Source organism: Phocaeicola plebeius DSM 17135 (genome assembly GCF_000187895.1).
Lineage (GTDB): Bacteria > Bacteroidota > Bacteroidia > Bacteroidales > Bacteroidaceae > Phocaeicola > Phocaeicola plebeius.
The window spans coordinates 74,890-100,344 of record NZ_DS990132.1 but is presented as its reverse complement, the minus strand read 5'-3'; the positions used below and the strand labels follow the sequence as shown (position 1 = coordinate 100,344).

The following is a 25,455-nucleotide window of genomic DNA, read 5'->3' as shown; positions in this document are numbered from 1 at the left end:
TTTTTCGGATTTTGTAGGGTTAGCCCGAAATAGGAAAGAATGTAGCAAAAGTAAATAAGTGCCGTTTTTCGCTGTTTTCAGATAGGAAAAACGACACTTATTTTATCGATACACATTATATATATAGCGCGAAGCCTTTGATTTACAGTTGTTTTGCGTCCTGATACTCTGTAAATGCCTCTAAAAGTGTGTGCGTGCGTCTTATTGTGCCTGTTGGGTGATATGACGCATGTGCTTCCTCATTAGAAGAACTTGCTGATGCTTCCAATGACTTCAAAGACATTCATGATGCGTGATTTGTCGAATTCCTGCTCATCGTAGTCCTCTGTATTAATGGGAATGAAGCGCAACTTGCTTGGATCCGGCGACCTGCGCAGGATTTTAATGGTACGGATAGTGTCCAGTACCACTGCATAGATTTCTCCATACTGGATGTCGTTGAGTGTGCACTGTCGCAGGGCGATGATGTCGCCATGGTTTATTTTGGGCTCCATGGAGTGGCCGGTGACATTGCACCAGAGGCTGGCTTTTTCGAATCCCCTTATTACGATGTTGGTGGCGGGTATGTTTACCTGAGAGTTGAACACCTCATCGAATCCCCCAATAAAGTCCACATCGTAGTATGGTGTGCCGACAGATGGGTTCATGGATGTGGTAGGCATGAACGAAGGATTGGCTTCGTCTATTGTTTTAATGCCGTTCAAATCATCTTTCAACATGCTTCCTGCACCAGTAAGCAACCATCCTGTTGAATATCGGGGATAATTTTCAACTATTATACTAAGCCATTTGGCTTGAATGTCGGTCCCGTTATTGATTGCTCTTGAAAGCACGCCTTTACTTGCGCCAATAGTTCTTTCCATGGCGCCAATAGTTATCCCCTCATTGGAGGCTATTTCTTGTATTCTTGATAAAATATTGCCCATAATTGAAAATTATCCCCGTTTTTATTTCTAGGGTTGAAAATTATCACTATATTTGCAGCGTGTTTAAGATGTAAACAGCGCGCCAAATATACAAAAAAGGCGTGTGATTAGCGAATTTTAAGGATTAAAGTTAATGAAAGAAGAATTGATTTTGAAGGTGAAGCCGGAAACGCTGGATAGCCTTATAAATGCTTTGGTTGATATAACCAGTGAAATGAAAGCAGCTGCACCCGACCCGCAGGTGCGATTCGGGGATGAAGTTTATATGACTTGTCTGTGTCTGGAGAATACGGTATTGGGCGCTATTCGACAGGTAGAGCTGAAGAAAAAAGAGGGCAAAGAGATTGCCGGATAACTGGCAGCCCGGAAAGACGGGCAGGGGCGGCAGGCACGGACGGAAAGTTGGTAAACCGAAATGAGAAAGCGTAGAAAGCCGCAGGGGTTCGATTCCCCTCGCCCCACGATATTAACCTCTAAAAATTAGATTTATGGCAAAGAATTTCAATCAAGGGAGAGCTGAACGCCAGTTCAAGCAGAAGCTTCGCACGATGATAAGCAGTGCGGCCCATACACAGAACATTGCCGACCAGACTATGGATTTGGCCGGACAGTTCATGACAGAGGATGCGATCAGCAACTCGAATGCCTACCGGGTGATAGAGAATGTGAGCTGTGCGTGCGAAGAAGCCATGCAGGTGCTGATTGAGGAACTGAAAAAGGGAACACGCCTTTACGAGATACTTCCGGATGATTCGGATGACATCAAGCGGAAAGCTATTGAGGAATTATAAATAACGACTAAAAAGCAAGCGATATGAAAGGATATATTTTAAACGATTACGAACGGTCTATCAGTATAAAGAATCTGAAAAGTATCATAGGTACTCCTATGTACAAGAAACTTGCAGCAGGGACTCTTAGATTTGGGGCTTCAAACAATGGGAAAGGCGAACGTCTTGTCTTAGTGGATAGCATTCCTTTGAAATATATGAGCCAAGAAGCGAGAGCGGCTATCCTCTTCTGTTCGGAGAGAATGGTTCAGCCCGTAATATGCGCGAAGAACAAGAAAGGTCCCCGGGCTTATCGTAAAGAGAGGACAGTGACTGTGCTATCTGAACCAGCGGAGGTAATTGCCGAAATTCGTCAACTACTATACCAGCTTGAATGCCAAGTGCCTGAAAATAGATTCCCCGCATCTCACATTCCTCATCAGGGTGATACCAGTGAGTATTCCGCTTGCACTCGAAGCCGAGCGGAAGCAGGACATCGATTATTTTCTGCGCAATGTCATTGCAAATGCTGTCGGTTATCTTGCCCTCTGTGCGATGAGGGTCTATTATAATGGAAATTTCAAGTAAGAACATGGTGTTACCGTTAATAAACAGCGGTAAAGATAATAATAATTAAAGGAATTGATGTATGAGAAAGCAGATTTTGACAGATAACGAGACAAAGACCTTCCTGATGAAGACCTTTAAGTGCAGCCGTCAGGCTGTGTGGCAGGCACTGAATTTTGTCCGTGACAGCGACCAGGCCCGCCGGATCCGTACCCTTGCCCTGAAGCGAGGCGGTAAACTGACCGACGGGAACTTCATCCCGAACTGCGAAACCACCTTTGAAGAGTGCGAGAAAACCATGACCTGCACCTTCGGTCCCCGTGTAAAACTGGTAGTCCACCGGAAGACCAACGATGTGGCCGTGTACGTGGACGGAAAACGGACCGAAACCTACCAATGTGAGTTTGTATCAGACTTCATGCAGCTGCAGCACGAGACCCAACAGATGGCAGCCGCCTTATAAACAGAAATGAAATGGAGTATTATGGAAAGATATTGTGCATATCCTACAATGACCTGACCTACGACGACCGACCGGTGATGGTGAACGGGAAGGCTGACTACAGCAGAAGCCGCACGCTGAAAGGCGTTCATCCTTCCACTCTTTCCGAAGAAGAACTTGCTCCCATCCTGTCGGTACCCAATTACAAGAAATTAGCGGCAAAGAAAGAAATCAACGTAGTGCGACCCGGCAAGGGGCTTGGAAGTTATGCACTGGTAGAGATAGCGACCATGCCACTGCGGTTTCAGGAAAGGATAAAACTAAAATACGGAGATATGAAAGAGGACATAATCAGAAACTGGCTCGGCAGCCATTACCACATTGATGCGAAAGCCCGGGAATTCTACACCCGGTTCCGCTTTGACAACGGTGATGCCCTTCCGCCGGAACACATCCAGGAATATACGGTGAATGCTTCGGTGATTGAAGCTGTGATGCGTGCCATGGAGGATGCCACCTTTATGCGGAAGGCGATGAAGGCAGGACCGGTGAACTGGGGCGAACTGGCAGGAGCTATCAGTTACTATCAAGCAGAGTTCGGTCATACCTTACCTGTGAGTTCCAACCGCTTCAAGAAGCGTGTGAATGACTTCAAGGCCAACGGCTACGAAAGCCTTATCAGCCGCAAGTTCATGAACCAGAACCGAAGGAAGGTGACCTACGACATTGAACGCCTGCTGCTGAGCATCGATGCCCAACCGGAGCAGCCTTTCAATACCACTGTGTGGGAGCAGTACAATCTATTTGTACAAGGAGAACTGGAGCTATATGACCCCGAAACCGGCGAGGTGTTGAATCCGGCAGACTTTACCGACAAGGATGGAAATCCGCTGGTATTGAGCCCGGCTACGGTAGCCAACTACCTGAACAACCCCAAGAACAAGGCCCTCAGAGCCAAGCTTCACATGAGCCAATGGGATTTCAACAATGCCTACCGCCCCTACCATTTGCGCAGCATCGGTGAGTTCTCATTGAGCAAGGTGAGTCTTGATGACCGCGACCTGCCTCGCCCGATGAAGGACGGCAACCGTGTGAAAGCCTATTATGCCTACGATGTGGTGAGCGGCGCTGTGGTAGGATATGCCTACAACCGGTACAAGACTACCGAGTTGTTTTTGGACTGTATGCGAAACATGTTCCAGACCCTGGACCGGAACGGCATGTATATCCCCGCCGAGCTGGAAGTGGAACACCACCTGGTAAGTGATTTTGCCGACGGCTTGATGCAAGCCGGTACCGTTTTCCCCTTGATCCGCTGGTGTAACCCCGGGAACTCTCGTGAAAAACGTGCCGAGCATAAGAACCGCGAAAAGAAGTACGGCGTGGAGAAACGCACGCAGGTAGGTATCGGTCGCTGGTGGGCCAAGCTGGAAGCCAACCGCCCGAAGGAAGAGAAGGTGTATGACGAAAAGAACAACACCTACAAGGTGAAGGCCTACAGCTATGAAGAACTGGTAGCCGATGATATACGCGCCATCCAGACCTTCAACGCGCAACCTCACCCCAACCAAAAGCGCTATCCGGGCATGAGCCGTTGGGACGTGCTTTGCGCCCACCAGAATCCGAACCTTGCACCTTGGGACAAGGCCGTTCTTTACCGGTTCATCGGGCAGCACACCGAAACAACCATCCGGCAGAACACCTACTGCACGGTGATGTACAACCAATACGGACTGCCCAGCCCGGAAATCATCGAAAAGCTGGAGCCGAGGAACTACAAGGTAGATGCCTATTATCTGCCCGATGCCGACGGAACCATCAACGAGGTATATATCTACCAGAACGGACGATATATCGCCACCTGCAAGCCCGTAGCCCGTTACAATGAGAATACAGCCGAGCAGACCGAGTACGACAAGGCAGCCTATACCGAACAGTCCAAGTATGTAGCTCAATTCGACAAGATGATGAAGGACGGCAAGATTAAGCGTGTGGGCATCCTTGCCAAAGAGGAAGCAAAGCTGATAACAGAGGTACAGGCGGAAGCCGTTCCCCTTCCTACCCAAGCCGAGGAAGAAGATTACTCAGCCTATATGGACATCAGTGCCTTCGAGCATGATGCAGTAGCCAAGATATAATTAACGACGTTAGAACGAATTTAAAACAGCATTCAAATGGAAATAACAAATGAAGTAAAGCAGCGTATTGTGGCAGCGATAGCCGCCGACCGTGAGAATTACCCCAGTGACAACCGTCATGCTACGGCACTGGGCATAGCCCCCAGTGTGTACAATACCATCAAGCGGGGCAATTATGAAAAGCAGGTCAGTGATGCCAACTGGGTAGGCATAGCCCGAAGACTGGGCGTACAACTGCGTACGGAAATGCCCTGGCAGGCAGCACAGACCCCGACCTATGTGTTTGTGAGCAAGCAGCTGGAAGTGTGCCAGGGAAGCGGGCTGAGCGCCATCCTGTGCGATATGCCCAATATCGGCAAGACCTTTACAGCGAAAGCTTACGTGAAGCAGCACAAGCACGCCGTATATGTGGACTGCAGCCAGGTGAAGACCAAGTTGAAGCTGATACGCTACATTGCCAAGGAATTCGGCGTGACCAGCAACGGACGCTACAGCGACGTGTATGAGGACTTGGTAGCCTACCTCCGCACGATAGATACGCCCCTGGTTATTCTGGACGAAGCCGGCGACCTGCAGTATGAAGCCTTCCTTGAACTGAAGGCCCTGTGGAACGCCACCGAGCGCTGCTGTGCGTGGTATATGATGGGTGCAGATGGGCTGAAGGAAAAGATCAACCGCGCCATCGAAGGCAAGAAGGTGGGTTATACCGAAATGTTGAGTCGCTACGGTGACTCCTACAGCAAGGTGACCCCAGACGATGCGCAGGAACGCGAAAAGTTTCTGAAGGCACAGGCTGCCATTGTAGCCAAAATCAATGCCCCGGACGGTGCCGACATTGCCAAGATCGTTCACAGCACCGGAGGCGGCTTGCGGCGCGTATATACCGAAATCGAAAAATTAAGGAGGATGCAAGCATGAAACTGAAAAGAGCCTACAGCCCCGGTGAGGTGCTGAACATGAAAATACCCCGGTATGAATTTACCGGGGATTGGCAAGCCTCGATAGGTAACCCTGCCAAAAGCGGCGTGTGGATTATCTGGGGTGCCAGCGGGAACGGAAAGAGCAGTTTTGTGATGCAGCTGGCCAAGTACCTGTGCGGCTTTGGACGCGTGATCTATGACAGCCTTGAGGAAAGCACCGGCCTTTCGTTCCAGATGAGTCTGAAACGACATAAGATGGATGAGGTGCGCAAGCGGTTGGTTATCCTTGACCGCGAGTCGATGGAGCAGCTGGAGGAACGTCTGCAGCGCCGGGGCAGTCCCGGCATTGTGATTATCGACAGCTTCCAATACAGCGGCTTGAACTACAAAACCTACAAGGAGTTCAAGGAACGTCATCCCAAGAAACTGTTTATCTTCATCAGCCATGCCGAGGGGCTTCATCCGGCAGGTAGAAGCGCCCGCAAGGTGGAATATGATGCCGATGTGAAAATCATGGTAAGCTGTTTCAAAGCCTGGTGCAAAAGCCGCTTTATGGAGCGGCCCGGTGAGCCCTACGTGATATGGGAAGAAGGTGCTGCCAAAACATTGAAGGACGATAATATGGAGGATTATTTGAATGATGGAATGGGAGAATAAGCTGTACCAGATACTCCTGAAAGAACAGGAAGCGGAGGCCGTGGTGGACGATTGGGTAGAACGTAACATACAAAGCGACCTCCGTCTGCGCAGGACCAAGACAAAGGGACACGTAGTGATAGAAACCAGGGATGTGATGTTTGCTCGGAATATTCAGGTATGGCATCCGTCCTGCCAAATAAACATTAAAGATTTGAAGTGATGGAAAAGAAAGAAGAAAAGAAAGTGTGCTGCATCTGCGGCAAAGAGTATGAGGGCTACGGATACAATCCGTTCCCGGTGAAAGAAGAAGGCTGCTGCTGCCAATCGTGCAACTACAGTGTGGTGGTTCCGGAACGGTGGGAACGACACAAGGCTTTTCAACGTGGTGAAGCGACCGGTGCCGGGAAAGTGTACATCAGCGGAGCCATCGCGCACTATGATATGAATGAGCGCAAGGAAGCCTTCAGCCGTGCCGAGGAGAAACTGATGGCACAAGGCTATGATCCTGTAAACCCTTTCAGGAACGGATTGCCGGATGAAGCTCATTGGAGAGCCCACATGCGGGCCGACATTGCCCTGTTGCTGGCTTGTGACTATATCTACATGCTGAAGGACTGGGAACTGAGCAAGGGAGCCAAACTGGAGCTTGACGTAGCCAGTTCGTGTGGCATTAAAGTATTGTTTGAATAACCTTTTAATAGTGAATGTATGGAAGAAAAACAGAAAGTTCAGGTCGTATTTGAATTTGACCGTTCCGAGTATGACGCGTATCTCTTTTTGATGAATCAAAAGAAGACGAAAGAGGTAGAGCAAATATGGAACACCATGAGCGGTGAGCCTGTGGTTGCGGATATTGATTTGTTTGAAGAGGACAGCCAGTCTGTAAAACTTATGATGATAAGTTTGGCAATTCTTTCAGTGGAGAAAAAAGTGAAAGGATGATATGGCACAGGAAGTAACCAATTTCGCCCGGTTCTATGCATTGTTCAACAAACTGCCTTATCAGGGCGATCGGGAGGAATTCAAAAAACAAATCGTGCTGCAGTACACGTGGAACCGGACAGACAGTCTGAAGGAAATGACGGCCAAGGAGTATGAAGTTTGTTGTACTGCTCTGGAGAAACTGAGCGGACAAGACGAATGGCGGCAGAAACTTCGCGAGGAACTGCGACGGAAACGCAGCGTCTGCCTGAAGCTGATGCAACAGTTGGGTATAGACACCACCGACTGGAACCGGGTGAACGAATTCTGCAACAACCCCCGGATAGCCGGCAAGCCCTTTGTTCAGGTTAGTACAGCCGAGCTGGAACAACTGGCCATCAAACTGCGAGCTATCCAACGAAAAGGAGGTTTAACCGATAAATAGAGCAATATGGATAAAAAAGCACATGAAGCGCTTGAGCGTATAAGAAAAGACGTGACCCTTACGACATCCGATATGGAGAACCAGGATGCAGCGGAGTTTTTCAACGAACTGGCCGACTGGGCGTATGCCAATGGGGAGGCCATGCTGATAGACGATGAACCGGAAAAGCAGGATGATTATGAGGATAGATGACCAAGACAAGCTGATAAAAGCGGGGTTCTGTATAATACGAAAGGATGATTATCCAGGCCCGAGGATAAAGATGTGTACCGGCATAAACGGTGGCTGGAAGACATACAAGAAGTTTGAAACCAAAGCAGAAAGAGACAGGACATTCGCTTTGCTGCTGAAGGATGACAAAGTAATAGCTGATTAACAACTAAAATGATTTAAAATGGAAAAGAACAATCAAAGTGTGGACATCAAGTCCCTGAGTAAAGAACAGCGAGCAGCCCTCATGGCCCAGCTGCAGCAAGAAGAGAAAGAAGACCGCATCGCCCGTCGTGAAACTTACGAGGCATTACGCGGTGAGTTTATGCACGAAGTAAAGACCAACGTTCTTGAGATGGTGAATACCGTGACCGGGTTCCGCGGATGGCTGGAAAAAGAAGCCGATGCCTTTACCAAGGTGATGAAGGAATACGGCCAGGTGAAAAGCGACGAACAGCGCAGCTATACCATTACGGACGGAGACTTCCGTCTGGAAGTGAAAAGCAACAAGGTGAAAGGCTTCGATGAACGAGCCGACATGGCAGCCGACCGTCTGATTGACTATTTGAAGCGCTACATGCAGAACAGCGAGAAAGGTTCTGATGATCCGATGTATCAGATGGCCATGACCCTGCTGGAGCGCAACAAGATGGGCGACCTGGACTACAAGAGCATTTCAAAGCTGTATGAACTGGAAGATAAGTTCGATGAAGAGTATGCAGACATCATGCGCCTGTTCAAGGAAGCTAATGTAGTGCAGCGCAATGCCACCAACTACTACTTCAGCCGCCGCAACCCTGAAAACGGCGTATGGACCCGCATTGAACCCAGTTTCTGCCGTTTGTAGCCGAAACCCGTTAACCCTATAAACAGAAAGCGCCGCAGTTGTTATAATTGCGGCGCTTTTGTTCTTAAAATAGATGGAAATCAGTTATTTTTGTAAGAGAAATAAAATGTATGGGCAAAGGACGGGATAAAGAACTGATCAAGCTGCGTGACGAGGCACTATGCCGTCGTTACTACTATTGGACAGAAATACAGCGGTTGCGGTTCGACGATGCTTTAAAAGTGTTGTCGGAGCGCGAATTCTTTATATCCGAGGAACGTATCATGACCATCATCCGCCGGAAATCACGTGAGGGAACAGACTACAATCTGAAGCCTGTTCCCAAGGTGAAAGCCCCCCGTCTGACTGCCGCCCAGCTGGAACTATTCCCCATAAGATGACGGCATGGCCGATTCATCGTGCAGTGTGAATGAGAACGTCATTTCATAGACCTTGATGTAATGCGGCATGGCATACGAACGGCTTTTCTCGCGTACCAGCGGCGAAGCGTTGTCCGTGCATTGCAGACACTGCAGCGACTTGTATAATTTCTTGGCCAGCTGCTGCCTTTCCCTCACCTTGTCATACGTGCCGGATGCGTAGCTTGTATCGTCGTAACAATCGATGGCCAGCCGGACGGTCAGTGCGGATTCGCTTTTCTGTGCCCCGTATCCGAGGTCGTGCCAGTCGGAGTTTGTATTTCCGATTAATACACAAGGGAAAGTGACCGGGTACTGGTCTTCTTCTGCTCCCATTTCCAATTGTCCGTAGTCCTCGTCGATGAGAGAGAGTTCCGGCATTTCCTGTGCAATCTGTTCCATGATTGCGATAAAAATTTCGTCCATATCGTTATTGGTTTAAAATGTTGGTAATTTCCTGGTCCACCTTTTCCCGGATACGCCGGTTCAATTCTTCGCTTTCGCCCATGAACTGGCGCTGCGGGATGCGGATGTGCAGTTTCTTTTTTTGGGTAAGCGCCATGTTCCTCCAGAACTGTGCCTGCGGATTCAGTTCCTTCGGCTTGGAACGTCGTTTGACGCGTTTCTTTTGCCCTGTGCCGGTTTTTTTTCTTTTTCCCGAAGCCTTGTAGAACTTGGCCCATGCAAAGCGCCTCATGCGGTCTGTGACGGTGACATCGATTTCCCCGCCCCAGTTGTTGATGGGTGCATAGACCACCTCGTTGAATACCCTTACCCGGTAGTCTGCAGGTGTATATCCGACCGATTTGAACAGATGTTTCCTGCCGGAGAGCAGCGTTCCATAATTGCTGGCGGCATCGGAACCTCCCGAGGACAGCCGTTTGGCTTTGGGCCAAGGGTGAAGACCGCCATTGACAAATCCACCCTGCCGGAAGTTATCCTGAAAATGGTCTTTGGCCATTCGTCCTACCATGACTGGCATTTTGCGGCGCATCATACTGTCCAGCCTGTCACGTTTCCGCTTTATCATTTCCGTAAAATCTTTTATGTCCATAATCATCAGTAATTCAAGAATAATTTATAACTTTGCAACCGAGGCTTCCAATATGCCTTTTATGCGTTATGAATATACCGGAACAAGTAAAGAACGAGGCCCGTGTACTTATTGAGCAATACGGTGACACCTTCGAATACCTTGGTATTTATGAAGGCCAGGAAGCCTATGTGTTCAAGTTTCCGGGGGACTCCTGTACCGGTTATCCTTTCGTCTATCTGTATGACGGTAAAGACGCAACCGAAATAACCGGTCCGTTATCCCTTGACGTTATCGATTCATGTATCGAAAATATCGAGGAAGGAGACATCGAATAGCTTATTGTCAATTCTCAGGACTCCCCTGCAGTTGTGGGAAGTCGCAGCTCCTATTTCACATAAATATTTTACGTCTTTCCATTCCATTCCTGAACCGGCAGAATTATCGCTTTGGGGTTCGATATACCTTAGTTCACCATCCGCAAACCGTTGCAGGATTGTAGCATGACCTCCTCCACTTTTCCAGCCGATGCACAATTCATACACGCCTTCTTCCTTACATACCTCATTGAAATACTCCATGTACCTTTTAGGGGTCATTTTCAGGTATCCTTTGTGCGCAAGCCAGCTGTTTATACTTATATGTTGCGCCGGAGTACCGTCGGTGTTTTTCCAGACTTCAAAAGCACGTCCATTACTCAGATATTCAAGTTTAGACCCTGCGACATTGCCTTTGGCGGTAATATCCCATCCACGTAATCGTAAAGCGTATGCCGGTGCGCAAGTCTGGCAGTTGATACTGTATGGAGTATCCCGTTTTTTATCGTAATCGCTGTTCTTCCGGTATCTGTTTCCCCTTTTATCGCGGTATATTCCTTTGGAATCCAAAATATACTCTTCCACATGTTTGGGATTTGCATTCTGTTTGTCCGCCTTATCCACATCCATAGGTTTTCCTTTTTTGATTTTAAGAGCCTTTTCCATTTCGAGGTTGTTCCGGGCAATGGCCATTTTTTCCTCCCCGGTAAGGTAGTCCGGCATTTCCGCAATCATCTCGTCAATACGGGCCATAAGTTTATCCACCGCTTTTTGGGCACCCTTGTGGGCTTCTGCCTGATATGGATGATTGTCGGAAAACAGTTTGCCGTCCGTTCCCGGATTGTTATCCAGTCCGGGCTGGGGCTTGTTCTTGTCGTCTTCGTCCGGAAGTGGTGTCGGCTCCTCGTCGGTGGCAGTGAGGTCGCACTTGCAGTTCCACCGGTCGCCCGGTCGGTGGATGTTCCAGAACGTGTCATCAATCGGCCGGATGGTATTCCAGAACGGGCGGTGGTCAGCCCCCGGATGAATGGAGGTGGACGGTAGCCATTTGAGGTTGGGCAGAATATCGCGTTCGCGCAGGAACTGTTGCCAGTCAGCCGCCTGATGCGCCCGGATGACCGCCGTATCATACTCCGTCCGCAGCCAGTGACGAACCTGATGGGAAGCAATGGGCAAGACTTCCTGTACCCATTTGTCGAACGGTTTTAAAATGCCGTTTGAATCCAATAAAAGTCGTGCCATGTCATTCTGCATACGATGTACCTTGAATGCCGAGAATACGGCATTGTTCCGGAGTATGGCATTTCTGAAATCCTCGTCCGGAGTAATGGCCTTGGATTTGCTGAACCCTTCCTTTGCCGCCTTGTCCATCTTTGCCCATATTTCATTGAACAGGTTGATTTCGATTTCGGTTGCCGGATGAAAGTCCCTGCTGTATATGTTCAGCAAGGCACGCCGCAGCACCTCTTCGGAGAAGTCAAACTCCATGGAGATGCTGCCATTATCAGCCGTATACAGTCTGTCGACTACCAGTCTAAAGCTGCCCCGTCTGCCGGGGCTTTCACGAAAAAACCTTTGAGCCAGTTCCGGAAGTTTCTTTTCTGTTTCGGTGTCGGTTCATCATCCCGTCCCTTATTCGCTGGCTCCGGCTCCTTCTTCGGGCTTGGAATCTGGTCGGCTTGTTCAGCCGTCTTTTGTTCCGCCTTCAGCTGCTCGTAATTGGCCGGTTTGTCGATACCGAATTCCTCATAGAGATAGTCGTCGTCGATGGGGATGTTGAAGTTCTTCTTCAGCTGCGTGAGGATGGATATTTTGGTACCGGCATCCGTTTCCTTCGGTTCGGGGAAACAGAACGTACCCCCTTCGGTGTTGATGCCCATGCGCAGCAGAATGTCCGTCATGTCGTAATTCAGCACGTTGAGCACGTACTTCCGGTCGGCCTCCAGTACCTTGTCCTCTACTTTCTTATGAACCGTACCCAAAGCCTGCGTGCCTTTTTCGGACGATTCGGTGGTCAGCGTATTGCCCAGTATCAGTTTGGAAATTTCGTTGTTGCACCGCTCGCAGAGGCGTTCATAGACATCGGCAGACCCTGTTTTGTTTCCGGCTTCCGTGAGTTTGAGTTCCGTGTCCTTGGCATGGAAGAACTGCGCCAGACTTCCGGCATTGGCCGCATCCTCCATGGCCCGCTGGCGTGACTCGTCGTCGTCGGAATCATAGATATATTCCTGGATAGGCATGCCGAATACCTCGGAGAACTGTGCCCAGTCGCCCGTAGTGTTACGTTTGTAGATGACCCAAGGTGCAGCCTTGGCCAACAGCCCCAAATCGGACGGTGAACCCACAAACAGCAGGTCGGTATATTCATTCCAGGAATGGCCGGTAATGTCCGTCTGGTGGCGCAGGATGAGTTCCCTGACCGGATCCACATGCTTGCGTGGTACCAGGTCATAATCCACCCACTCCTGCAGCTTGTAGAACTGGCAGAGCGAGAAGCCCCAGAATTTCGCATCAAGGATGTCACCCACCAGCCGGTTGAACCAGGGCGACTGTATCTGTTCGTTGATTTTATCGTCGGGCTTCCCGTCCACCCGGAATTCCATGTTGGAGCACAGCACGGCATTCTTTCGCTTTTCGAGCACACAGGAAAGGTGGGTATCCATCAGAATGTCCTCGTAGAGGTCATAAAGTTTGTAACGTCGCGAGAAATCGACATTCTCGGCCACCCTTACGGCTGCCATGTAGTCGGAAATGTCCAGCCCGAAGCGTTTGGGCTGTGTGAGCACAATCACATTCGGTCTCTTTTGTCCCGGCAACGTGAAGTTTCCCCCTACGGTGATGATGCCGGCTTTGTTGTTTTTTCTGTTTTTCTTTTTCATGATGCTTGCTTTTTACCAGTGGTTCGTTCGTTTGCGGTTGCTTTGAATGCGGAAATCCGACCTGCCCGCCCTTTGTTCCTCGGGCAGCAGCGGAGCCCCTTCGATTGAAATGTCCTCGTCGGCCACCGCCTTCATCCATTCCACCGCCCGTTCGTAACGATCCTTGCGTACCTGGGAAAGTTTCTGCGGGTTGTGGATGCAGAAGATGTGATAGACCGCCATGTCGATGACCATCATCAGCACGAGCTGGTTACGGTTCTCGCCGGTGGCTGCAAAAATCTTGTTGCAGTCGTAGCGTTTGCCCAGATAACACCGCATTTCGGCAATGGCCCTGTCCTCGCAAACCTCAATGACCGTTTCGTCTTCGCGAACCAGTGCGTCGAGGATGTCTCGGTGGATGCTCGCATCGTAATCGGTAAGTTCAACAAATTTGCTCATAGTCCTATTGTTTTAGAGTTGTCATAATCTTTTCTTATTCCGTTTTCTTACATCCTTCCGTGATCGGAATACGGGCGGTTCAATGCGCCTGATCAGTTCGTCAATGATACGGTTCGCCCCTTCGACCGCATCCGGTCCGTCGGCCGGATAGCGCATGGTCAGGGTGAACAACTTGAATTGATCCTCCAGTTCCTTCATGTGCGGATTGTCCCGTTCAGCCTCGTTGAGGATGAGGTTCCCCTCGCGGTTGAGCGGTTCAAGGTTGGCCTCGATGCGCGTAGCCTTGTCCGTCTTCTTCTCCTCGTCGCCCCGGATGAACAGCGCAATCTTCTGTTCGCGGCGTACTTTTGCCACCAGCGGTTTGAACACCTGTTGGAAGAAAGGGTCCTGCAGCTTGTTGTTCTCCATGTAGCAATAGACATTGGTCTTGCCCCCGACAAATTCAAGCATCCGGACATACCAGTCAATGAACTCCGCATTGAGCGCCTGTGCCAGGAAAGTCTTGATGACGTAAAGCCTGCCACCCAATTTGCCACAGAGCGAAACCGTCTTGAAGGATTTGCCTTTCTTACCCTTGCTTTCGCCCGGTGCCGGGTCGCCATACACCACGAGGAACTTGAATTTGGAGAGTGCCGGAACCTTGCCGTATGCAATGTTTTCGAATACCTCTCCCACGGAAATCGGGTTGTTGAAATATTCTCCCTGTGCCGCCTTTTTGGATATTTTGGACAGTGTGCGGTCGATGTCCTCTTCCGAGTTCTTTTCCGGCCATGTGGAAAAACCGTTTTTGTCGCGGATGTTCACGATGTCCCAGGAGTCGGCCATTTCGCCCGCCCTCACCACGCAGCAGTCCTTGGCGATGATGTTTCCGCAGAAGATGACCAGTGTAGGTTCGGAAATGGACCTTGTGGGATACAGCGCATTTTCCCACCAGTCCCAGCGCTTCTGGATGATGTCCGGGTTCTTGGTATCCTCGTCCGTATCAAAGTCATCGACCAGCAGTACGTCGGGACGTATGGCCTCGTTTCGCGAACCACGCGGAGATTGTCCGGCACCCAGTGCGCGGAAAGAGACCTTCCCTTTGGTGGTGAATTCATCCTCGGTCCATGAGCCCGGCAGTTCCTGTTTGCCGTAGTATGCCATGATGCGTCCGTTGGCTTCGAGATTGGCCCGGTAGGGATCGAGCAGGCGCACCGCATTGTCCTTGCTGTTGGAGGTCAGAATCACATTCTTTTTGCGTCCGGTAAGCGTGAGATTCATGACGATGAACATGGTGACGGTGGATTTGGCCAGCTCACGGCTCCAAGAAAGCACCTCAAACCATTCATCGTGTGCAATGATCCGCCGGATAGCCTTTTTCTGGAAGTCGGCAAATTCATATTTGACATAATTCGGAAAAAAGAACTTGATCCATTCTATGGGATGTTTCTCAAGATATTCCCGGTGTTTTTCCCGTTCGGCTGCCGTCATGTTCCTATCGACCGGTGTAGCCCTTGCGATGTCTTCTTTGTACTTCTCCCAATCGAGGAGAGCGAGTCTGTCAGTCTGTTTCATTGTCTATCCCTTTATAATTTGTCTTTAATGTACGCATCGGCCAGGCGTGTAATTTCCTTTGCCTTTTCGAGGTCGGCCGCCCGTACCCAGTCGATGAGCCCGGTGAGGACACTGATGATGTCGGCAATGCCCACTTCCTGCTCCATGTTGCGTATGGCCGCCGACAGTTTCCCGAGGATGTCAGCCTCCTTGGATGAGGGGAACCGTTCCCCTTCGGGCCGTTCGGCGATGGCCTTGTTTATTTCGGCCACCTGCCGGTAGAGGTTAGCCACCTGTTCCTGCCTTGTGAGCGTAAGCCCCACCTTCTGTTCCTCCCACTTCCCGGCCCGTACCCAGTTGGACACGGACACCCGTGACACGCCCACCCGGTCGGCGATTTCCTGCTGTGTGAGGTTTTCCTTGAGGTACAAAGTTTTTGCCCATTCCTTTTTCTGGGCATTCGTCAAATCTGCCATAAATCGTCCTTTTTAGTTGTAAATCACGTTACAAAATTGCATGAAAAAGCGGGGTTTGTAAAAGCGCGTACGCATGATGACGGGTTACAGCGTTATGATAACGCCAGAAAACGTTATGATGCGGACGCGGTTTCTTGGTGCCATGGGAATGTTCTATTTTCGCACCATCGAAAGGCGGGGAAACCGCTGGTAAAGACATGACGATGAGCAGATTTTTCAATATTACAACGAGTGACGACGGCACCAGTACGATATTCCTGTACGGGGACATCGGAGACTATACGGAGGTGCAAAGCGGGCGCATAGCCCAGGAACTGATGGAAGCCGAACGCGTGAGCCGACGCATCCATGTGCGTATCAACAGCAACGGCGGGGAAGTGTACAGCGGCATTGCGATATTCAACGCCCTGCGCCATAGCCAGGCCGACATCCGCATTTATGTGGATGGCATAGCCGCCAGCATGGCCAGTGTGATAGCCCTTTGCGGCAAGCCCGTAGAAATGAGCAAATATGCCCGTCTGATGCTGCACAGTGTGAGCGGCGGGTGTTACGGCAACAAGCAGGACCTGCAGCGTTGCATGGAAGAGATAGAAAGCCTGGAAGGCAGCTTGAGTGAAATCTATGCCGAGCGGCTGGGCATGAGCAAGGAAGAAGTGAAACAGACCTATTTTGACGGCGAGGACCATTGGCTGACCGCCAAGGAAGCCCTGGACCTTGGTTTCATAGACGACATCTATGATGCAGACCCCGTGCCGGCAGACAGTACACCGGCGCAGATATATACTTTATTCAATAACCGGCTCGTTGAGCCACAAAAAAACAGAGAAGACATGAATCTGGAAGACGTAAAGAAACGCCCGCGCTTCAAGGACTGCGCGAGTGATGCGGATGTGTTCCGCCTGATGGACCAACTGGAGGAAGAGGCAGGCAAGGTACCTATCCTTACGAAAGAGAACACCGACCTGAAGGCCAAGGTGAAGACCTACGAAGACAAGGCTGAAGCCGAAGACCTTGCCGCCCGCAAGCAGCTGCTTGACGCAGCCGAGCAGGACGGTCGCATTGATGCGACTACCCGCCCCATCTACGAAAACCTTTTGGCCAATGACCGCGAGAACGGCGAAAAGGCCCTGGCCCAACTGCCGGTAAAGCGCCGTGTGATGGAAGACCTGCATCTGGAACCGAATGGTGAAGAAAGCCCCTGGAACAGGCGTATGCGAGAAATTAAGGACAAACGTAAAAAGTGATTGAACTATGGCAATAATTGTAAGAAACACGAATTACAGCGGCGAGGTACTGGAACAGTTGCTGACGCTTGCCGCTACGAGCAATGAGATTGTGGAAAAGGGGCTGATCATGGTGATTCCCGGTGTGGAGAAGAAAATCAGCCTGCCGCGCCTGAAGACCGGCAAGATGCTCCAGAAGCGCAAGGAGAACCCCGGCGTGGAGGATTCGAAGGGCAACTTCAACTACGACGAAAAGAGTCTTGACCCGGTGGACTTCATGGCCTTTACGGTGTTTAACCCCCGCACGTTCGAGAACATCTGGCGCAAATGGCAGCCGAAGGGCAACCTGGTATTCTCGGAACTTCCGCCCGAAGCGCAGAACGCCCTGCTTGCCGAGTTGGCCAAGCGGGTACAGTTTGAACTGGGTGACCACTATGTGAACGGTGAATATGGGGATGATGACGACCACTTGTTTAACGGCATCCTGACCCAGATGGCCAAGGATACTGAGGTGATTGTGGTGGACAGCGCAGAATCGACCATGCTGGGCAGACTGAAAGCCATGCGTGCGAAGATTCCCGTGGCCATCCGCAACAACCCGGACCTCCGCATTCTGATGAGCGTGAACGACTTTGACAAGTATGATGACGAGCTGACCCAGCGCGAGTCCAAGAACACGAGCGAAACCGATGTGAATGCCCGTCGCTACAAGGGCATTACCATTGAGACGCTTGCGGCCTGGCCCGATGATCTGATTGTGTGCACCCTCTGTTCGCCCGATGCCGGCGGCAACCTGTTTGCGGCTGTGAACCTGCAGGACGATGAAGACGTGATTCAGATTGACAAGATCTCGAACGCGAGCGAACTGTACTTCTTCAAGATGCTGATGAAGGCTGACACGAACATTGCCTTCGGTGAAGAAGTGGTGGTGCTGGACAAGCGAAGCAACCCCGTGTTCAAGGCGAGCGAGAAGAAGATTTCAGTTGACCCTGCCAGTGTGACCCTTGAGGCAACCGGTGGCAGTGAAGAAGTGACCGTGACCGCCAGCGGAGAATATGAGATAGGCAGTGCCCCTGCCGGCTTCAAGGTGGAAGCGACGGATAAAGGCGTGAAGATTTCGGCCGGTGCAAACAGTGGCAGTCAGAAAACCGGTACACTGACCCTTACGCTCAATGCCGACCGCAGCAAGACGGCCAAGATTACCATTACCCAAAACCAGAAAGGATAAGATGGTATGGCAAAATTGAAGTATCTGGTAATTCACTGTACGGCAACCCCGGAGGGGCGTGAGGTATCATCGGCGGACATCCGGAAGTGGCACACTTCGCCCGTAAGCCAGGGTGGCAGAGGTTGGAAACAGGTGGGCTACACCGACCTGTTCCACCTGCAGGGCGGTGTGGAACGCTTGGTGAACAACAACGAGGATGCGCAGGTGGATCCCTGGGAAGTGACCAACGGAGCCAAGGGGTACAACAGCGTGAGCCGCCACATTGTGTATGCCGGCGGTGTGGCCAAGGACGGCAAGACCCCGAAGGACACCCGCACCGGCTGCCAGAAAAAGGCACTGGAGAAGTATGTGAAGGACTTCCATCGCAGATTCCCGGATGTGCGCATTGTGGGACACAACGAGCTGGCGGCCAAAGCCTGCCCCAGTTTCGATGTACAGAAATGGCTGAAAGAAATAGGTATTAACCAATAATAAAAGAAGCAATCAATGAAACGAATTATGCTGTTTATGATGCTGATGCTGGGAACAGTATCGGCTGTGATGGCCCAAGGGGCCGATGTTCCGGCAACGGACTATGACGCAATGATTGGCACCTTTGCCGGTTTCGTCGGCGGTGTGGTGGTGCTTACTGAAGGGTTGAAAGGTTTGTTCCCCAACATGAAAGGCTGGGTGACGCAGCTGGTGAGCTGGTGTGTGGGCTTGGTGTGCGCGATGCTACTGTGGTGGCTTGATGCCGGATTTGTGAGTGATGTGAGCTGGGACATTGCCTTGCTCTATGGTTTTGGTGCCTCACTTGTAGCCAATGGGGTAGCCGACACGGGACTGGTGCAATGGGTTATCGGACTATTCCGAAAGAAACGCGAGGAAGCAGAATAAAAGGTTGACTGACTAAAAAACGGGTGGTATGGACTTTAGCGAGATCATGAACATTATTCTTAGCGGCGGCCTTGTGGGCACTGCAGCAGCCATCGGTTCCCTGCGTGCTACGGTGAGGAAAGCGAAAGCGGAAGCGATGAAAGCCGAAGCCGACGCAGAGGGTGTGCGTGTGGATAACGCAGAACATGCCACCCGCGTTTTGGTGAGCAATATTGTGGTACCCTTAAAAGAAGAACTGAATGCAACAAGAAAAGACCTGCAGGCCAACAAGCGCGAAATGGCGCGACTGCGCAAGGCCATTGACACTGCCAACAGTTGCCGCCATCATGATGACTGTCCTGTGCTTGGCGGGCTGCGCAAGCAGCAGGAAGAGCACGACGGTGGAGAAGATACAGACGGAATCGGCAAGCACCGACAGCGCGAGCGGAAGCCGACGGGCGGGACTGGTGATGGCGGGTATACCGGCGAGTTCGGTGAAGCTGTCTATACCTGCGGACAGCCTCCGTAAACTTCCTGAAGGTGCCGTGTACCGTGGCAAGAGCGGACAGGCGAATCTGACCGTAGGCAGCGACGACAGCGGGAACATCGTGGCCGAAGCCTCGTGTGACAGTCTGCAACAGCTGGTGCTATGGTATGAAGAAGAGCTGGCGCGCATCCGTAGCGAAACCAAGAGCGAAATTTCAAATGACGTTCAAACAGTAGAAAAACGCCCTCCGAACCGGATGCGGACGTTTATCACAGGTGTATTGGCCGGCTTATTGGCCGGTGTGTTATTAACCATCAAACTTTATAAACGATGAACAAGAATTTCATGTACGGCATAGGAGCCGTAAAGTATAAGGATTTCACAATCGGGTATATTGAAAAGAACTCGTTTGACCTGGGCGGCAAGAAACCCGAGGCCGCGAAGATCGAGGCCGAACAGGTGCAGGGTGCCCCGGTGCTGGTCATCCCACAGAGTAACGGCGGCATCGCCCCGACGTTCAATGTGATCCAGATGAACTATTCGAACCTGCACAAACTGCTTGGCGGCAGCCTGCATTATAAGAAAGAAGACTCGGAAAAGAAAACTCCGATCGGCTGGACAGCCCCGTCGGAGGTGCTTGTCATGCAGGGACCATGGGAACTCTCCCTCGTGTCCGGACAGAGCGTACTGATTCCCAACGCCACGCTGCTTTCCAATCCTGCAGGCAAGCTGACCCTTACAGAAACCTCCAAGATAGAGGTTACGCTCGAAGTGGCGATGCCGGAGGACGGTTCGCAGCCTTACGGCGTGTTCGATACGGAAGCAATACCGGACGAGTGGGGGCAGTACAAGCTGCCGCCGGCGGAAGCCGCGGCTGCAGCATCGCTCCAAAGTGAGGAGGGCTAACGTATGGCTGACCGTTTGGAACAACTGATAGAGATGGAGTGTGCGGACGCGCTGCTTGACAGCGGCGTGTCCGTACCTCTTAAAAGGTGGAAGCTTCCGTGGCTGAAACGCCCGGTGGAGGTGCGTGTGACGATGAAGCGTCCGAGGCTGCGGGGTCAGATTCTGCTGGCGCGGGAATACCTGAAGACGGGTGTCAAACCCGATTGGCAACCGAAGGACAAGACCGAGGAACTGGCCTTTGTGGCGGAGCATGGTAAGGCTGTGAGCCGCCTGCTGGCCTATATGGTATGCCGGGGATACGTGTCGCGGCACGTGGGCATCGGGGTGACAGCGTGGGTACTGCGGAACTTTGTGGAGTGGCGTTATCTGACGGCCATGTTCCGAACATTCGAGCGTCTGATGGGCACGAAGGATTTTATGCGTATTATCAGCTCGACAGCGCGGGCGAACCCGATGACTCCGAGACTGAGCCAGGCAAGGAAGGGGAGTTAAGAACCCGGTATGAAGGTTCCCATAGCCCTTTCGGCTTCGTGTGGCAGATTGCATCGGCGACCGGCTGGAGCGTGGATTACATCCTTGATGGGGTGAATTACCAGACGCTGATCATGATGCTGAGCGACGCGCCGCGGTATGTGCGGAAAAAGCAAGGCGGCGGAAACGGTGCTCCCAGACCGGAACACAGCGCCGAGGATGAAGCGAACGATATAGTAGGATTTTTTCAAAGCAAACTGGAATGAGCAAACCTGTAGAAGTTGAATTTTTGATGAAGGACAAACTCACGCCCGGCATGAACAAGGCCGAACGTGAGGCGCTGGAACTGCGTAATACCGTCAGGCTGCTGGAGGCTGAACTGGAAAGGCTGCGCCTTGCCGGGGAGACGGCTGCCCCCAATCTGGACCAGAGTGCCAATATCGCGCAGATCCATGCACTGGAGAAGCAGCTTGAGGAATTGCGCGGCAAACTGAAACTGCTGCAGGAGGAATCGGAATCCGTGCAGGTCACCCCTGCAGACATGCCCAATGCACAGCGCCAGTTCAACGGGCTTCACAACAGCATCCAGCAGATGGCCCGTGAAATGCCTTCTTTGGCCATGGGACCGCAGATGTTCTTTCTGGCCATATCCAACAACCTGCCGATTTTTACGGACGAACTGGCCCGTGCCCGTAAGGAATATGATGAGCTGCAGAAGTCAGGCAAGAAAGGCACACCGGTATGGAAACAGGTCCTGTCCTCGCTCTTTTCCTGGCAGACGGCCATGACCACCGGCATCATGCTGCTGGTAATGTACGGTGATGAAATCTGGGATTGGACGAAAAACCTGTTCAGTGCCAAAAAAGGCGTGGATGAATTCAACGTATCAGTCAAGGAAATGACCGAGATAGAGAAGGACGGCCGTGCCCAGATGGTGCGTACCCGCTTCGAACTGAAATCGGTCATCGATGAAATAAAGAACTTCACCGGCAGCAAGGAACAGGAAAAGGCGAAGGTAGAGGAACTGAACCGCAAGTACGGGGAATCTTTCGGGTATTATAAAACACTTTCCGAATGGTATGATACCCTTATCCAAAAGAGCGAGGACTATGTACAGGTCCTGCTGCACCAGGCCAATGTCCAGAACCTTGTAAAAAAAGCTGCAGAAGCCGATGAAGAGGTGAATAAAATCAAGGCGCAGAAACCGGAAGAGGCGGAAAGCGCCATGGGTTTTTTCGGGAAATGGGGACAATATATCATACAGTCAAGCATGGCAGAATCCGGGCAGTTCTATGATGCACAGGCTGCCATTAAGAAACATGATCAGGAAGCTTATGACATACTGTTGAAAAATGCCGAAAACAAACGCGACGGTTATCTGAAAAAAGCGGAGGAAGAGGTAAAGAAAGCGGCAGAAGCAGCCAAAAAAGGAAATATCGGCGGACATACCGACCCCGAACAGTCCGGGAAGAATCCGGAAGCGGAAGCCAAGCAACGGCTTGCCACAGAGCGCAGGCTGGCGCAGGATCTTGCCGCCCTGCAGGCCGAGAACCGGAAGGAAGAGATAGACCGTATGCAAGCCGGTACCGAAAAGAAACTGGCACAAATCGAATATGACTATAACGCCCGGAAAGAAGAGATAAACCGGCAGGAAGCCGACTGGAAGCGTGAGAACAAGGAAGCCGGTCTTTCCACCGGAGATAACGGACTTACCCGGGAGCAACAGGATGAACTTGAAAAAGCCCGTGCCTCAAACACCGAGTCAAGGAAAAAAGCGGAGGCGGACGTGTACAGGGAAGAGGCGGAAGCCATGCGTGACTATCTGAAGGAATACGGGACCTTCCAGCAGCAGAAACTGGCCATCGCTGAAGAATATGCCGAGAAAATCCGCAAGGCACAGTCCCAGGGAGAAAGGCTGACTTTGGAGAAGCAGCGTGATGCGGCTGTGCACAAAGTGGACATGGAAGCCCTTACCCAGAAGATAGACTGGGGAGCAGCGTTCGGGGATTTGACCGGTCTGCTTGCAGACCAGATGAAGAACCTGCTTGGCGAGCTTAAACAGTATGTCAAGACGGATGAGTTCAAAAAAACGGGAGCCGCAGACCAGCAGGTCGTTTACGATGCCATCGAACGGATTCAAAGCATGCTCCCCGGTGGCAACGGGACATTGGATTTTGCCCGGCTGCAAACGCAGATGCACGCTTTGGGGGATGCCGTAACACGCGTGCAAAATGCGGAACTGCAGCAGGAAGCGGCATTCATTCGGTTAAAAGCAGCGCAGACCGATTACAACAAGGCTCTTGAAAGCGGTAACCAGGCAGAAATAGAACGTACTAAAATCGCTCTTCAAATGGCCCAATCGTCCAGCATTTCAGCTGACGAAGAATACCTGAACGCCACCTCTGAAATGAAGGCGCTTGCCGGGGAGGTGAAAAGTGCCTCCCGGGACACGGTTGACGGGTTGAACATGGTATCCGACGGGTTGCACGGCTTTGCGAGCGGAACCTTGCAGGGATCATTTGAAGGAATCCAGAACATGCTTACCGGTCTTTCAAAACTGAATATCGGAGGCAAGGTCGGCGATGCCATCAGCCGGATGTCCGAAACCCTGTCAAGTGCCGGAGTCATCGGACAAATCATATCGGCCATTCTCTCCATACTGGATTTGCTGAAAGACGGTATTGGCCCGATTATCTCATCATTGATAGATACCATTTTCAATGCGATAACCGGAATACTCGACAATATCCTCAGCGGAGACCTGTTCAAACAGATAGGCGGTTCCCTTGTGAATGGTATCGGAGGACTGCTGAACACGGTGTCTTTCGGAGGTTTCAACAAACTGTTCGGCATCGGCGGGAACGCCAGGGAAGTGCAGGCGGCTATAGACCGTCTTACGGACCGGAACGAGAAACTGCAGACTTCCATCGAAGACCTGACCGATACCATTAAGGCAAGCAAGGGGACAAAATCGGTGGAAGCTTACCGGGATGCTTACAAATACCAAAAAGAAACGAATGCAAACTATCTGCAGATAGCAAAGGAACAGGCACGCTACAGCGGAAGTCACCACAGCTGGAACTACTACTGGGGCGGTTTCAACCAGGCACAGATAGACAAACTGAGCGGACAGATCGGCCGCCAGTGGGACGGGAACCTGTGGAGCCTGAGCCCGGAGGAAATGAAGGCACTGCGCAGCAACGTGGATATGTGGACGCAAATCCAGAATACCGGTAAGGGAGGCTATGGCGGGCGACTGACCGAGAAACTGGATGACTACATAGACCAGGCCGGCAAGCTGGAGAAACTGACCGACCAGCTGTATGAAGGGCTGACGGGCATTTCGTTCGACGGTATGTACAGCAGCTTCATCGACAACCTGATGAACATGAAGTACGGTGCCAAGGATGCGGCGGAGGATATATCCGAGTACTTCATGCGGGCGATGCTGAGCAACAAGATCGGTGAGATGTACAGCGACAAACTGAAAGGCTGGTGGGAGAAGTTCGGCAAGGCCATGGAGGACAACGAACTGACCGAGGCGGAACGGAACGCGCTGATGGAAGAGTACATGCAGTATATGGATGAAGCCCTTGCCCTGCGTGACAACCTGGCGGCAGCCACCGGTTATGACAAGACGCAGCAGGGCGGTACGAGCCAAAGTGCGAAAGCGGGCGGCTTTACGGCCATGACGCAGGACCAGGGCACGAAGCTGGAGGGCATGTTCACCGGCGGGCTGCAGCACTGGAGCAGCATGGACGACCGGCTGGAAAGCGTGGTGGAGAAGATGGACACGGCTGAAGGGCATCTGGCCCGGATAGCCGAGAACACCGGTGTGAGCGCCGGACACCTGGGCGAACTGAAGGAAGTGATAAAGAAAATGATACGTGACGGACTAAAAGTGAAGTGATATGGGCAATATACTGAGCGGACTGGTGCTGGTGAACGGCACGGACATCTGGACGGAATACGGCGTGTTCCTGGTGGAAGACCGGCGCGGGGGCATGGAGAACCTGACGGCCATCCTGACCCCGAGCAAGGCCAAGAAGGATACGGCTGTGGACATACGGGAAGAGCACGGGGAAAAATACAGCCCCGTGCTGACCCCACGGAATGAAGCGCGTGACGTGACGCTGCATTTTGCGCTTTACAACAAGACCCAGGCAGGCTGGATGAAGCAGTACTTTGCCTTTGTGAATTTCCTGAAGCAAGGGAAGGACGGCTGGCTGGAGATCCGTTTCCCCCAGCTGGATCTGCAGCTGCGGGTGAAGTATGCCGACTGTACGAAGTTCACCCCGCTGACCTATCTGTGGACGGAAGGTGTGCATGCCGGAAAGTTCCGGGTAAAGTTCCGGGAACCGAAACCGATTATATAACCATTCAAAC

35 protein-coding genes are annotated in these 25,455 nt (G+C 51.5%); 26 read left to right on the top strand and 9 right to left on the bottom strand.

The genetic code is table 11. The features are described from left to right. Positions 1-242: 242 nt before the first annotated feature. Positions 243-926 carry a S24 family peptidase gene (locus tag BACPLE_RS12635; RefSeq protein WP_007562554.1) on the bottom strand — a complete coding sequence of 228 codons (684 nt, stop codon included), beginning with the start codon at positions 924-926 and terminating at the stop codon, positions 243-245. A 133-nt stretch (positions 927-1,059) separates the two neighbouring features. On the opposite strand from BACPLE_RS12635, the gene BACPLE_RS12630 reads away from it, so the two are divergent. Both BACPLE_RS12630 and BACPLE_RS12625 read left to right on the top strand, forming a co-directional pair. Next, the gene (locus BACPLE_RS12630) at positions 1,060-1,281 is read left to right on the top strand and encodes a hypothetical protein (protein WP_007562553.1); all 222 of its coding nucleotides are present in this window, start codon (positions 1,060-1,062) and stop codon (positions 1,279-1,281) included. Positions 1,282-1,414: 133 nt separating this feature from the next. After that, positions 1,415-1,717, top strand: coding sequence for a hypothetical protein (locus tag BACPLE_RS12625; protein WP_007562550.1), 303 nt, complete (start codon positions 1,415-1,417; stop codon positions 1,715-1,717). A 219-nt stretch (positions 1,718-1,936) separates the two neighbouring features. Here the strand turns inward: BACPLE_RS12625 and BACPLE_RS19585 are convergent, their stop codons facing one another. Continuing rightward, complete coding sequence (locus BACPLE_RS19585) at positions 1,937-2,290, bottom strand: hypothetical protein (RefSeq protein ID WP_040313125.1); 354 nt, start codon at positions 2,288-2,290, stop codon at positions 1,937-1,939. A gap of 55 nt (positions 2,291-2,345) precedes the next feature. Here BACPLE_RS19585 and BACPLE_RS12615 point away from each other — a divergent pair, with 55 nt between their 5' ends. The 12 genes from BACPLE_RS12615 to BACPLE_RS12560 all read left to right on the top strand — a co-directional run bounded on the left by BACPLE_RS12615 (position 2,346) and on the right by BACPLE_RS12560 (position 9,205). Continuing rightward, on the top strand, positions 2,346-2,726 hold the full coding sequence (locus tag BACPLE_RS12615; protein WP_007562546.1) for a hypothetical protein: 381 nt from the start codon (positions 2,346-2,348) through the stop codon (positions 2,724-2,726). Positions 2,727-2,737: 11 nt separating this feature from the next. Beyond that, entirely contained in the window at positions 2,738-4,843 is a 2,106-nt protein-coding gene (locus BACPLE_RS12610; RefSeq protein ID WP_007562544.1) for a hypothetical protein, read from the top strand. 36 nt (positions 4,844-4,879) lie between these two features. After that, the gene (locus tag BACPLE_RS12605) at positions 4,880-5,761 is read left to right on the top strand and encodes an AAA family ATPase (protein ID WP_007562542.1); all 882 of its coding nucleotides are present in this window, start codon (positions 4,880-4,882) and stop codon (positions 5,759-5,761) included. Next, on the top strand, positions 5,758-6,420 hold the full coding sequence (locus BACPLE_RS12600; protein ID WP_007562540.1) for an AAA family ATPase: 663 nt from the start codon (positions 5,758-5,760) through the stop codon (positions 6,418-6,420). The genes BACPLE_RS12605 and BACPLE_RS12600 overlap by 4 nt, the downstream gene beginning before the upstream one ends. Beyond that, positions 6,401-6,622 carry a hypothetical protein gene (locus BACPLE_RS12595; protein ID WP_007562538.1) on the top strand — a complete coding sequence of 74 codons (222 nt, stop codon included), beginning with the start codon at positions 6,401-6,403 and terminating at the stop codon, positions 6,620-6,622. Before BACPLE_RS12600 ends, BACPLE_RS12595 begins: the two co-directional genes overlap by 20 nt. Further along, complete coding sequence (locus BACPLE_RS19905) at positions 6,622-7,092, top strand: DUF4406 domain-containing protein (protein WP_007562536.1); 471 nt, start codon at positions 6,622-6,624, stop codon at positions 7,090-7,092. Before BACPLE_RS12595 ends, BACPLE_RS19905 begins: the two co-directional genes overlap by 1 nt. A gap of 18 nt (positions 7,093-7,110) precedes the next feature. Further along, entirely contained in the window at positions 7,111-7,344 is a 234-nt protein-coding gene (locus tag BACPLE_RS12585) for a hypothetical protein (RefSeq protein ID WP_007562534.1), read from the top strand. Position 7,345: 1 nt separating this feature from the next. Then, the gene (locus tag BACPLE_RS12580; protein WP_007562532.1) at positions 7,346-7,768 is read left to right on the top strand and encodes a hypothetical protein; all 423 of its coding nucleotides are present in this window, start codon (positions 7,346-7,348) and stop codon (positions 7,766-7,768) included. Positions 7,769-7,774: 6 nt separating this feature from the next. Next, entirely contained in the window at positions 7,775-7,960 is a 186-nt protein-coding gene (locus tag BACPLE_RS12575) for a hypothetical protein (protein ID WP_007562531.1), read from the top strand. Next, positions 7,947-8,144 (top strand): hypothetical protein, encoded by a 198-nt coding sequence (locus BACPLE_RS12570; protein WP_007562529.1) that lies wholly within the window; start codon positions 7,947-7,949, stop codon positions 8,142-8,144. The genes BACPLE_RS12575 and BACPLE_RS12570 overlap by 14 nt, the downstream gene beginning before the upstream one ends. 18 nt (positions 8,145-8,162) lie before the next feature. Next, positions 8,163-8,825: a DUF3164 family protein gene (locus tag BACPLE_RS12565; protein WP_007562527.1), complete on the top strand. Its 663-nt coding sequence runs from the start codon at positions 8,163-8,165 to the stop codon at positions 8,823-8,825. A 110-nt stretch (positions 8,826-8,935) separates the two neighbouring features. Further along, positions 8,936-9,205, top strand: a complete 270-nt coding sequence (locus tag BACPLE_RS12560) for a hypothetical protein (RefSeq protein WP_007562525.1) — start codon at positions 8,936-8,938, stop codon at positions 9,203-9,205. Here the strand turns inward: BACPLE_RS12560 and BACPLE_RS12555 are convergent. Next, a complete protein-coding gene (locus BACPLE_RS12555; protein WP_007562523.1) occupies positions 9,188-9,649 on the bottom strand; it encodes a hypothetical protein in 462 nt (153 codons plus the stop codon). The two genes, BACPLE_RS12560 and BACPLE_RS12555, sit on opposite strands and share 18 nt — an antisense overlap. Positions 9,650-9,653: 4 nt before the next feature. Then, positions 9,654-10,277, bottom strand: coding sequence for a hypothetical protein (locus tag BACPLE_RS12550; protein ID WP_172772470.1), 624 nt, complete (start codon positions 10,275-10,277; stop codon positions 9,654-9,656). Between the two features lie 68 nt (positions 10,278-10,345). On the opposite strand from BACPLE_RS12550, the gene BACPLE_RS12545 reads away from it, so the two are divergent. Continuing rightward, complete coding sequence (locus BACPLE_RS12545; RefSeq protein ID WP_007562519.1) at positions 10,346-10,594, top strand: hypothetical protein; 249 nt, start codon at positions 10,346-10,348, stop codon at positions 10,592-10,594. On the opposite strand, the gene BACPLE_RS12540 is transcribed toward BACPLE_RS12545, so the two are convergent. From BACPLE_RS12540 to BACPLE_RS12520, 5 genes are read right to left on the bottom strand one after another with little or no spacing between them, the layout of a single operon-like run. Continuing rightward, a complete protein-coding gene (locus tag BACPLE_RS12540; protein WP_007562518.1) occupies positions 10,556-12,061 on the bottom strand; it encodes a toxin glutamine deamidase domain-containing protein in 1,506 nt (501 codons plus the stop codon). The genes BACPLE_RS12545 and BACPLE_RS12540 overlap by 39 nt on opposite strands. A gap of 38 nt (positions 12,062-12,099) precedes the next feature. Next, complete coding sequence (locus tag BACPLE_RS12535) at positions 12,100-13,452, bottom strand: phage portal protein family protein (RefSeq protein ID WP_007562517.1); 1,353 nt, start codon at positions 13,450-13,452, stop codon at positions 12,100-12,102. Between the two features lie 12 nt (positions 13,453-13,464). Beyond that, the gene (locus BACPLE_RS12530) at positions 13,465-13,890 is read right to left on the bottom strand and encodes a phage protein Gp36 family protein (protein ID WP_007562516.1); all 426 of its coding nucleotides are present in this window, start codon (positions 13,888-13,890) and stop codon (positions 13,465-13,467) included. Between the two features lie 21 nt (positions 13,891-13,911). Then, entirely contained in the window at positions 13,912-15,444 is a 1,533-nt protein-coding gene (locus BACPLE_RS12525; protein WP_007562515.1) for a hypothetical protein, read from the bottom strand. Positions 15,445-15,455: 11 nt separating this feature from the next. Beyond that, the gene (locus BACPLE_RS12520) at positions 15,456-15,899 is read right to left on the bottom strand and encodes a helix-turn-helix domain-containing protein (protein WP_007562513.1); all 444 of its coding nucleotides are present in this window, start codon (positions 15,897-15,899) and stop codon (positions 15,456-15,458) included. A 203-nt stretch (positions 15,900-16,102) separates the two neighbouring features. Between BACPLE_RS12520 and BACPLE_RS12515 the strand changes: the two genes are divergently transcribed. Genes BACPLE_RS12515 through BACPLE_RS12465 form a run of 11 tightly spaced genes read left to right on the top strand, consistent with a single transcriptional unit; the run spans position 16,103 to position 25,445 of the window. After that, a complete protein-coding gene (locus tag BACPLE_RS12515; protein WP_022199168.1) occupies positions 16,103-17,143 on the top strand; it encodes a head maturation protease, ClpP-related in 1,041 nt (346 codons plus the stop codon). A gap of 7 nt (positions 17,144-17,150) precedes the next feature. Continuing rightward, a complete protein-coding gene (locus BACPLE_RS12510) occupies positions 17,151-18,350 on the top strand; it encodes a BACON domain-containing protein (protein ID WP_007562509.1) in 1,200 nt (399 codons plus the stop codon). 6 nt (positions 18,351-18,356) lie between these two features. Further along, positions 18,357-18,821, top strand: a complete 465-nt coding sequence (locus BACPLE_RS12505; RefSeq protein WP_007562507.1) for an N-acetylmuramoyl-L-alanine amidase — start codon at positions 18,357-18,359, stop codon at positions 18,819-18,821. A gap of 15 nt (positions 18,822-18,836) precedes the next feature. Continuing rightward, positions 18,837-19,226, top strand: a complete 390-nt coding sequence (locus BACPLE_RS12500; RefSeq protein ID WP_007562505.1) for a hypothetical protein — start codon at positions 18,837-18,839, stop codon at positions 19,224-19,226. A 28-nt stretch (positions 19,227-19,254) separates the two neighbouring features. Further along, the gene (locus BACPLE_RS12495) at positions 19,255-19,734 is read left to right on the top strand and encodes a hypothetical protein (protein ID WP_007562503.1); all 480 of its coding nucleotides are present in this window, start codon (positions 19,255-19,257) and stop codon (positions 19,732-19,734) included. Continuing rightward, positions 19,700-20,026, top strand: coding sequence for a hypothetical protein (locus BACPLE_RS12490; RefSeq protein ID WP_224205180.1), 327 nt, complete (start codon positions 19,700-19,702; stop codon positions 20,024-20,026). Before BACPLE_RS12495 ends, BACPLE_RS12490 begins: the two co-directional genes overlap by 35 nt. Next, entirely contained in the window at positions 20,023-20,598 is a 576-nt protein-coding gene (locus BACPLE_RS12485) for a hypothetical protein (RefSeq protein ID WP_005798256.1), read from the top strand. The genes BACPLE_RS12490 and BACPLE_RS12485 overlap by 4 nt, the downstream gene beginning before the upstream one ends. Before the next feature lie 3 nt (positions 20,599-20,601). Further along, positions 20,602-21,090 (top strand): hypothetical protein, encoded by a 489-nt coding sequence (locus tag BACPLE_RS12480; protein ID WP_007562497.1) that lies wholly within the window; start codon positions 20,602-20,604, stop codon positions 21,088-21,090. 38 nt (positions 21,091-21,128) lie between these two features. Further along, on the top strand, positions 21,129-21,335 hold the full coding sequence (locus BACPLE_RS12475) for a hypothetical protein (protein WP_007562496.1): 207 nt from the start codon (positions 21,129-21,131) through the stop codon (positions 21,333-21,335). Then, the gene (locus BACPLE_RS12470) at positions 21,332-24,979 is read left to right on the top strand and encodes a hypothetical protein (RefSeq protein WP_007562494.1); all 3,648 of its coding nucleotides are present in this window, start codon (positions 21,332-21,334) and stop codon (positions 24,977-24,979) included. The genes BACPLE_RS12475 and BACPLE_RS12470 overlap by 4 nt, the downstream gene beginning before the upstream one ends. Before the next feature lies 1 nt (position 24,980). After that, the gene (locus tag BACPLE_RS12465) at positions 24,981-25,445 is read left to right on the top strand and encodes a hypothetical protein (RefSeq protein ID WP_005798248.1); all 465 of its coding nucleotides are present in this window, start codon (positions 24,981-24,983) and stop codon (positions 25,443-25,445) included. Positions 25,446-25,455: the final 10 nt, after the last annotated feature.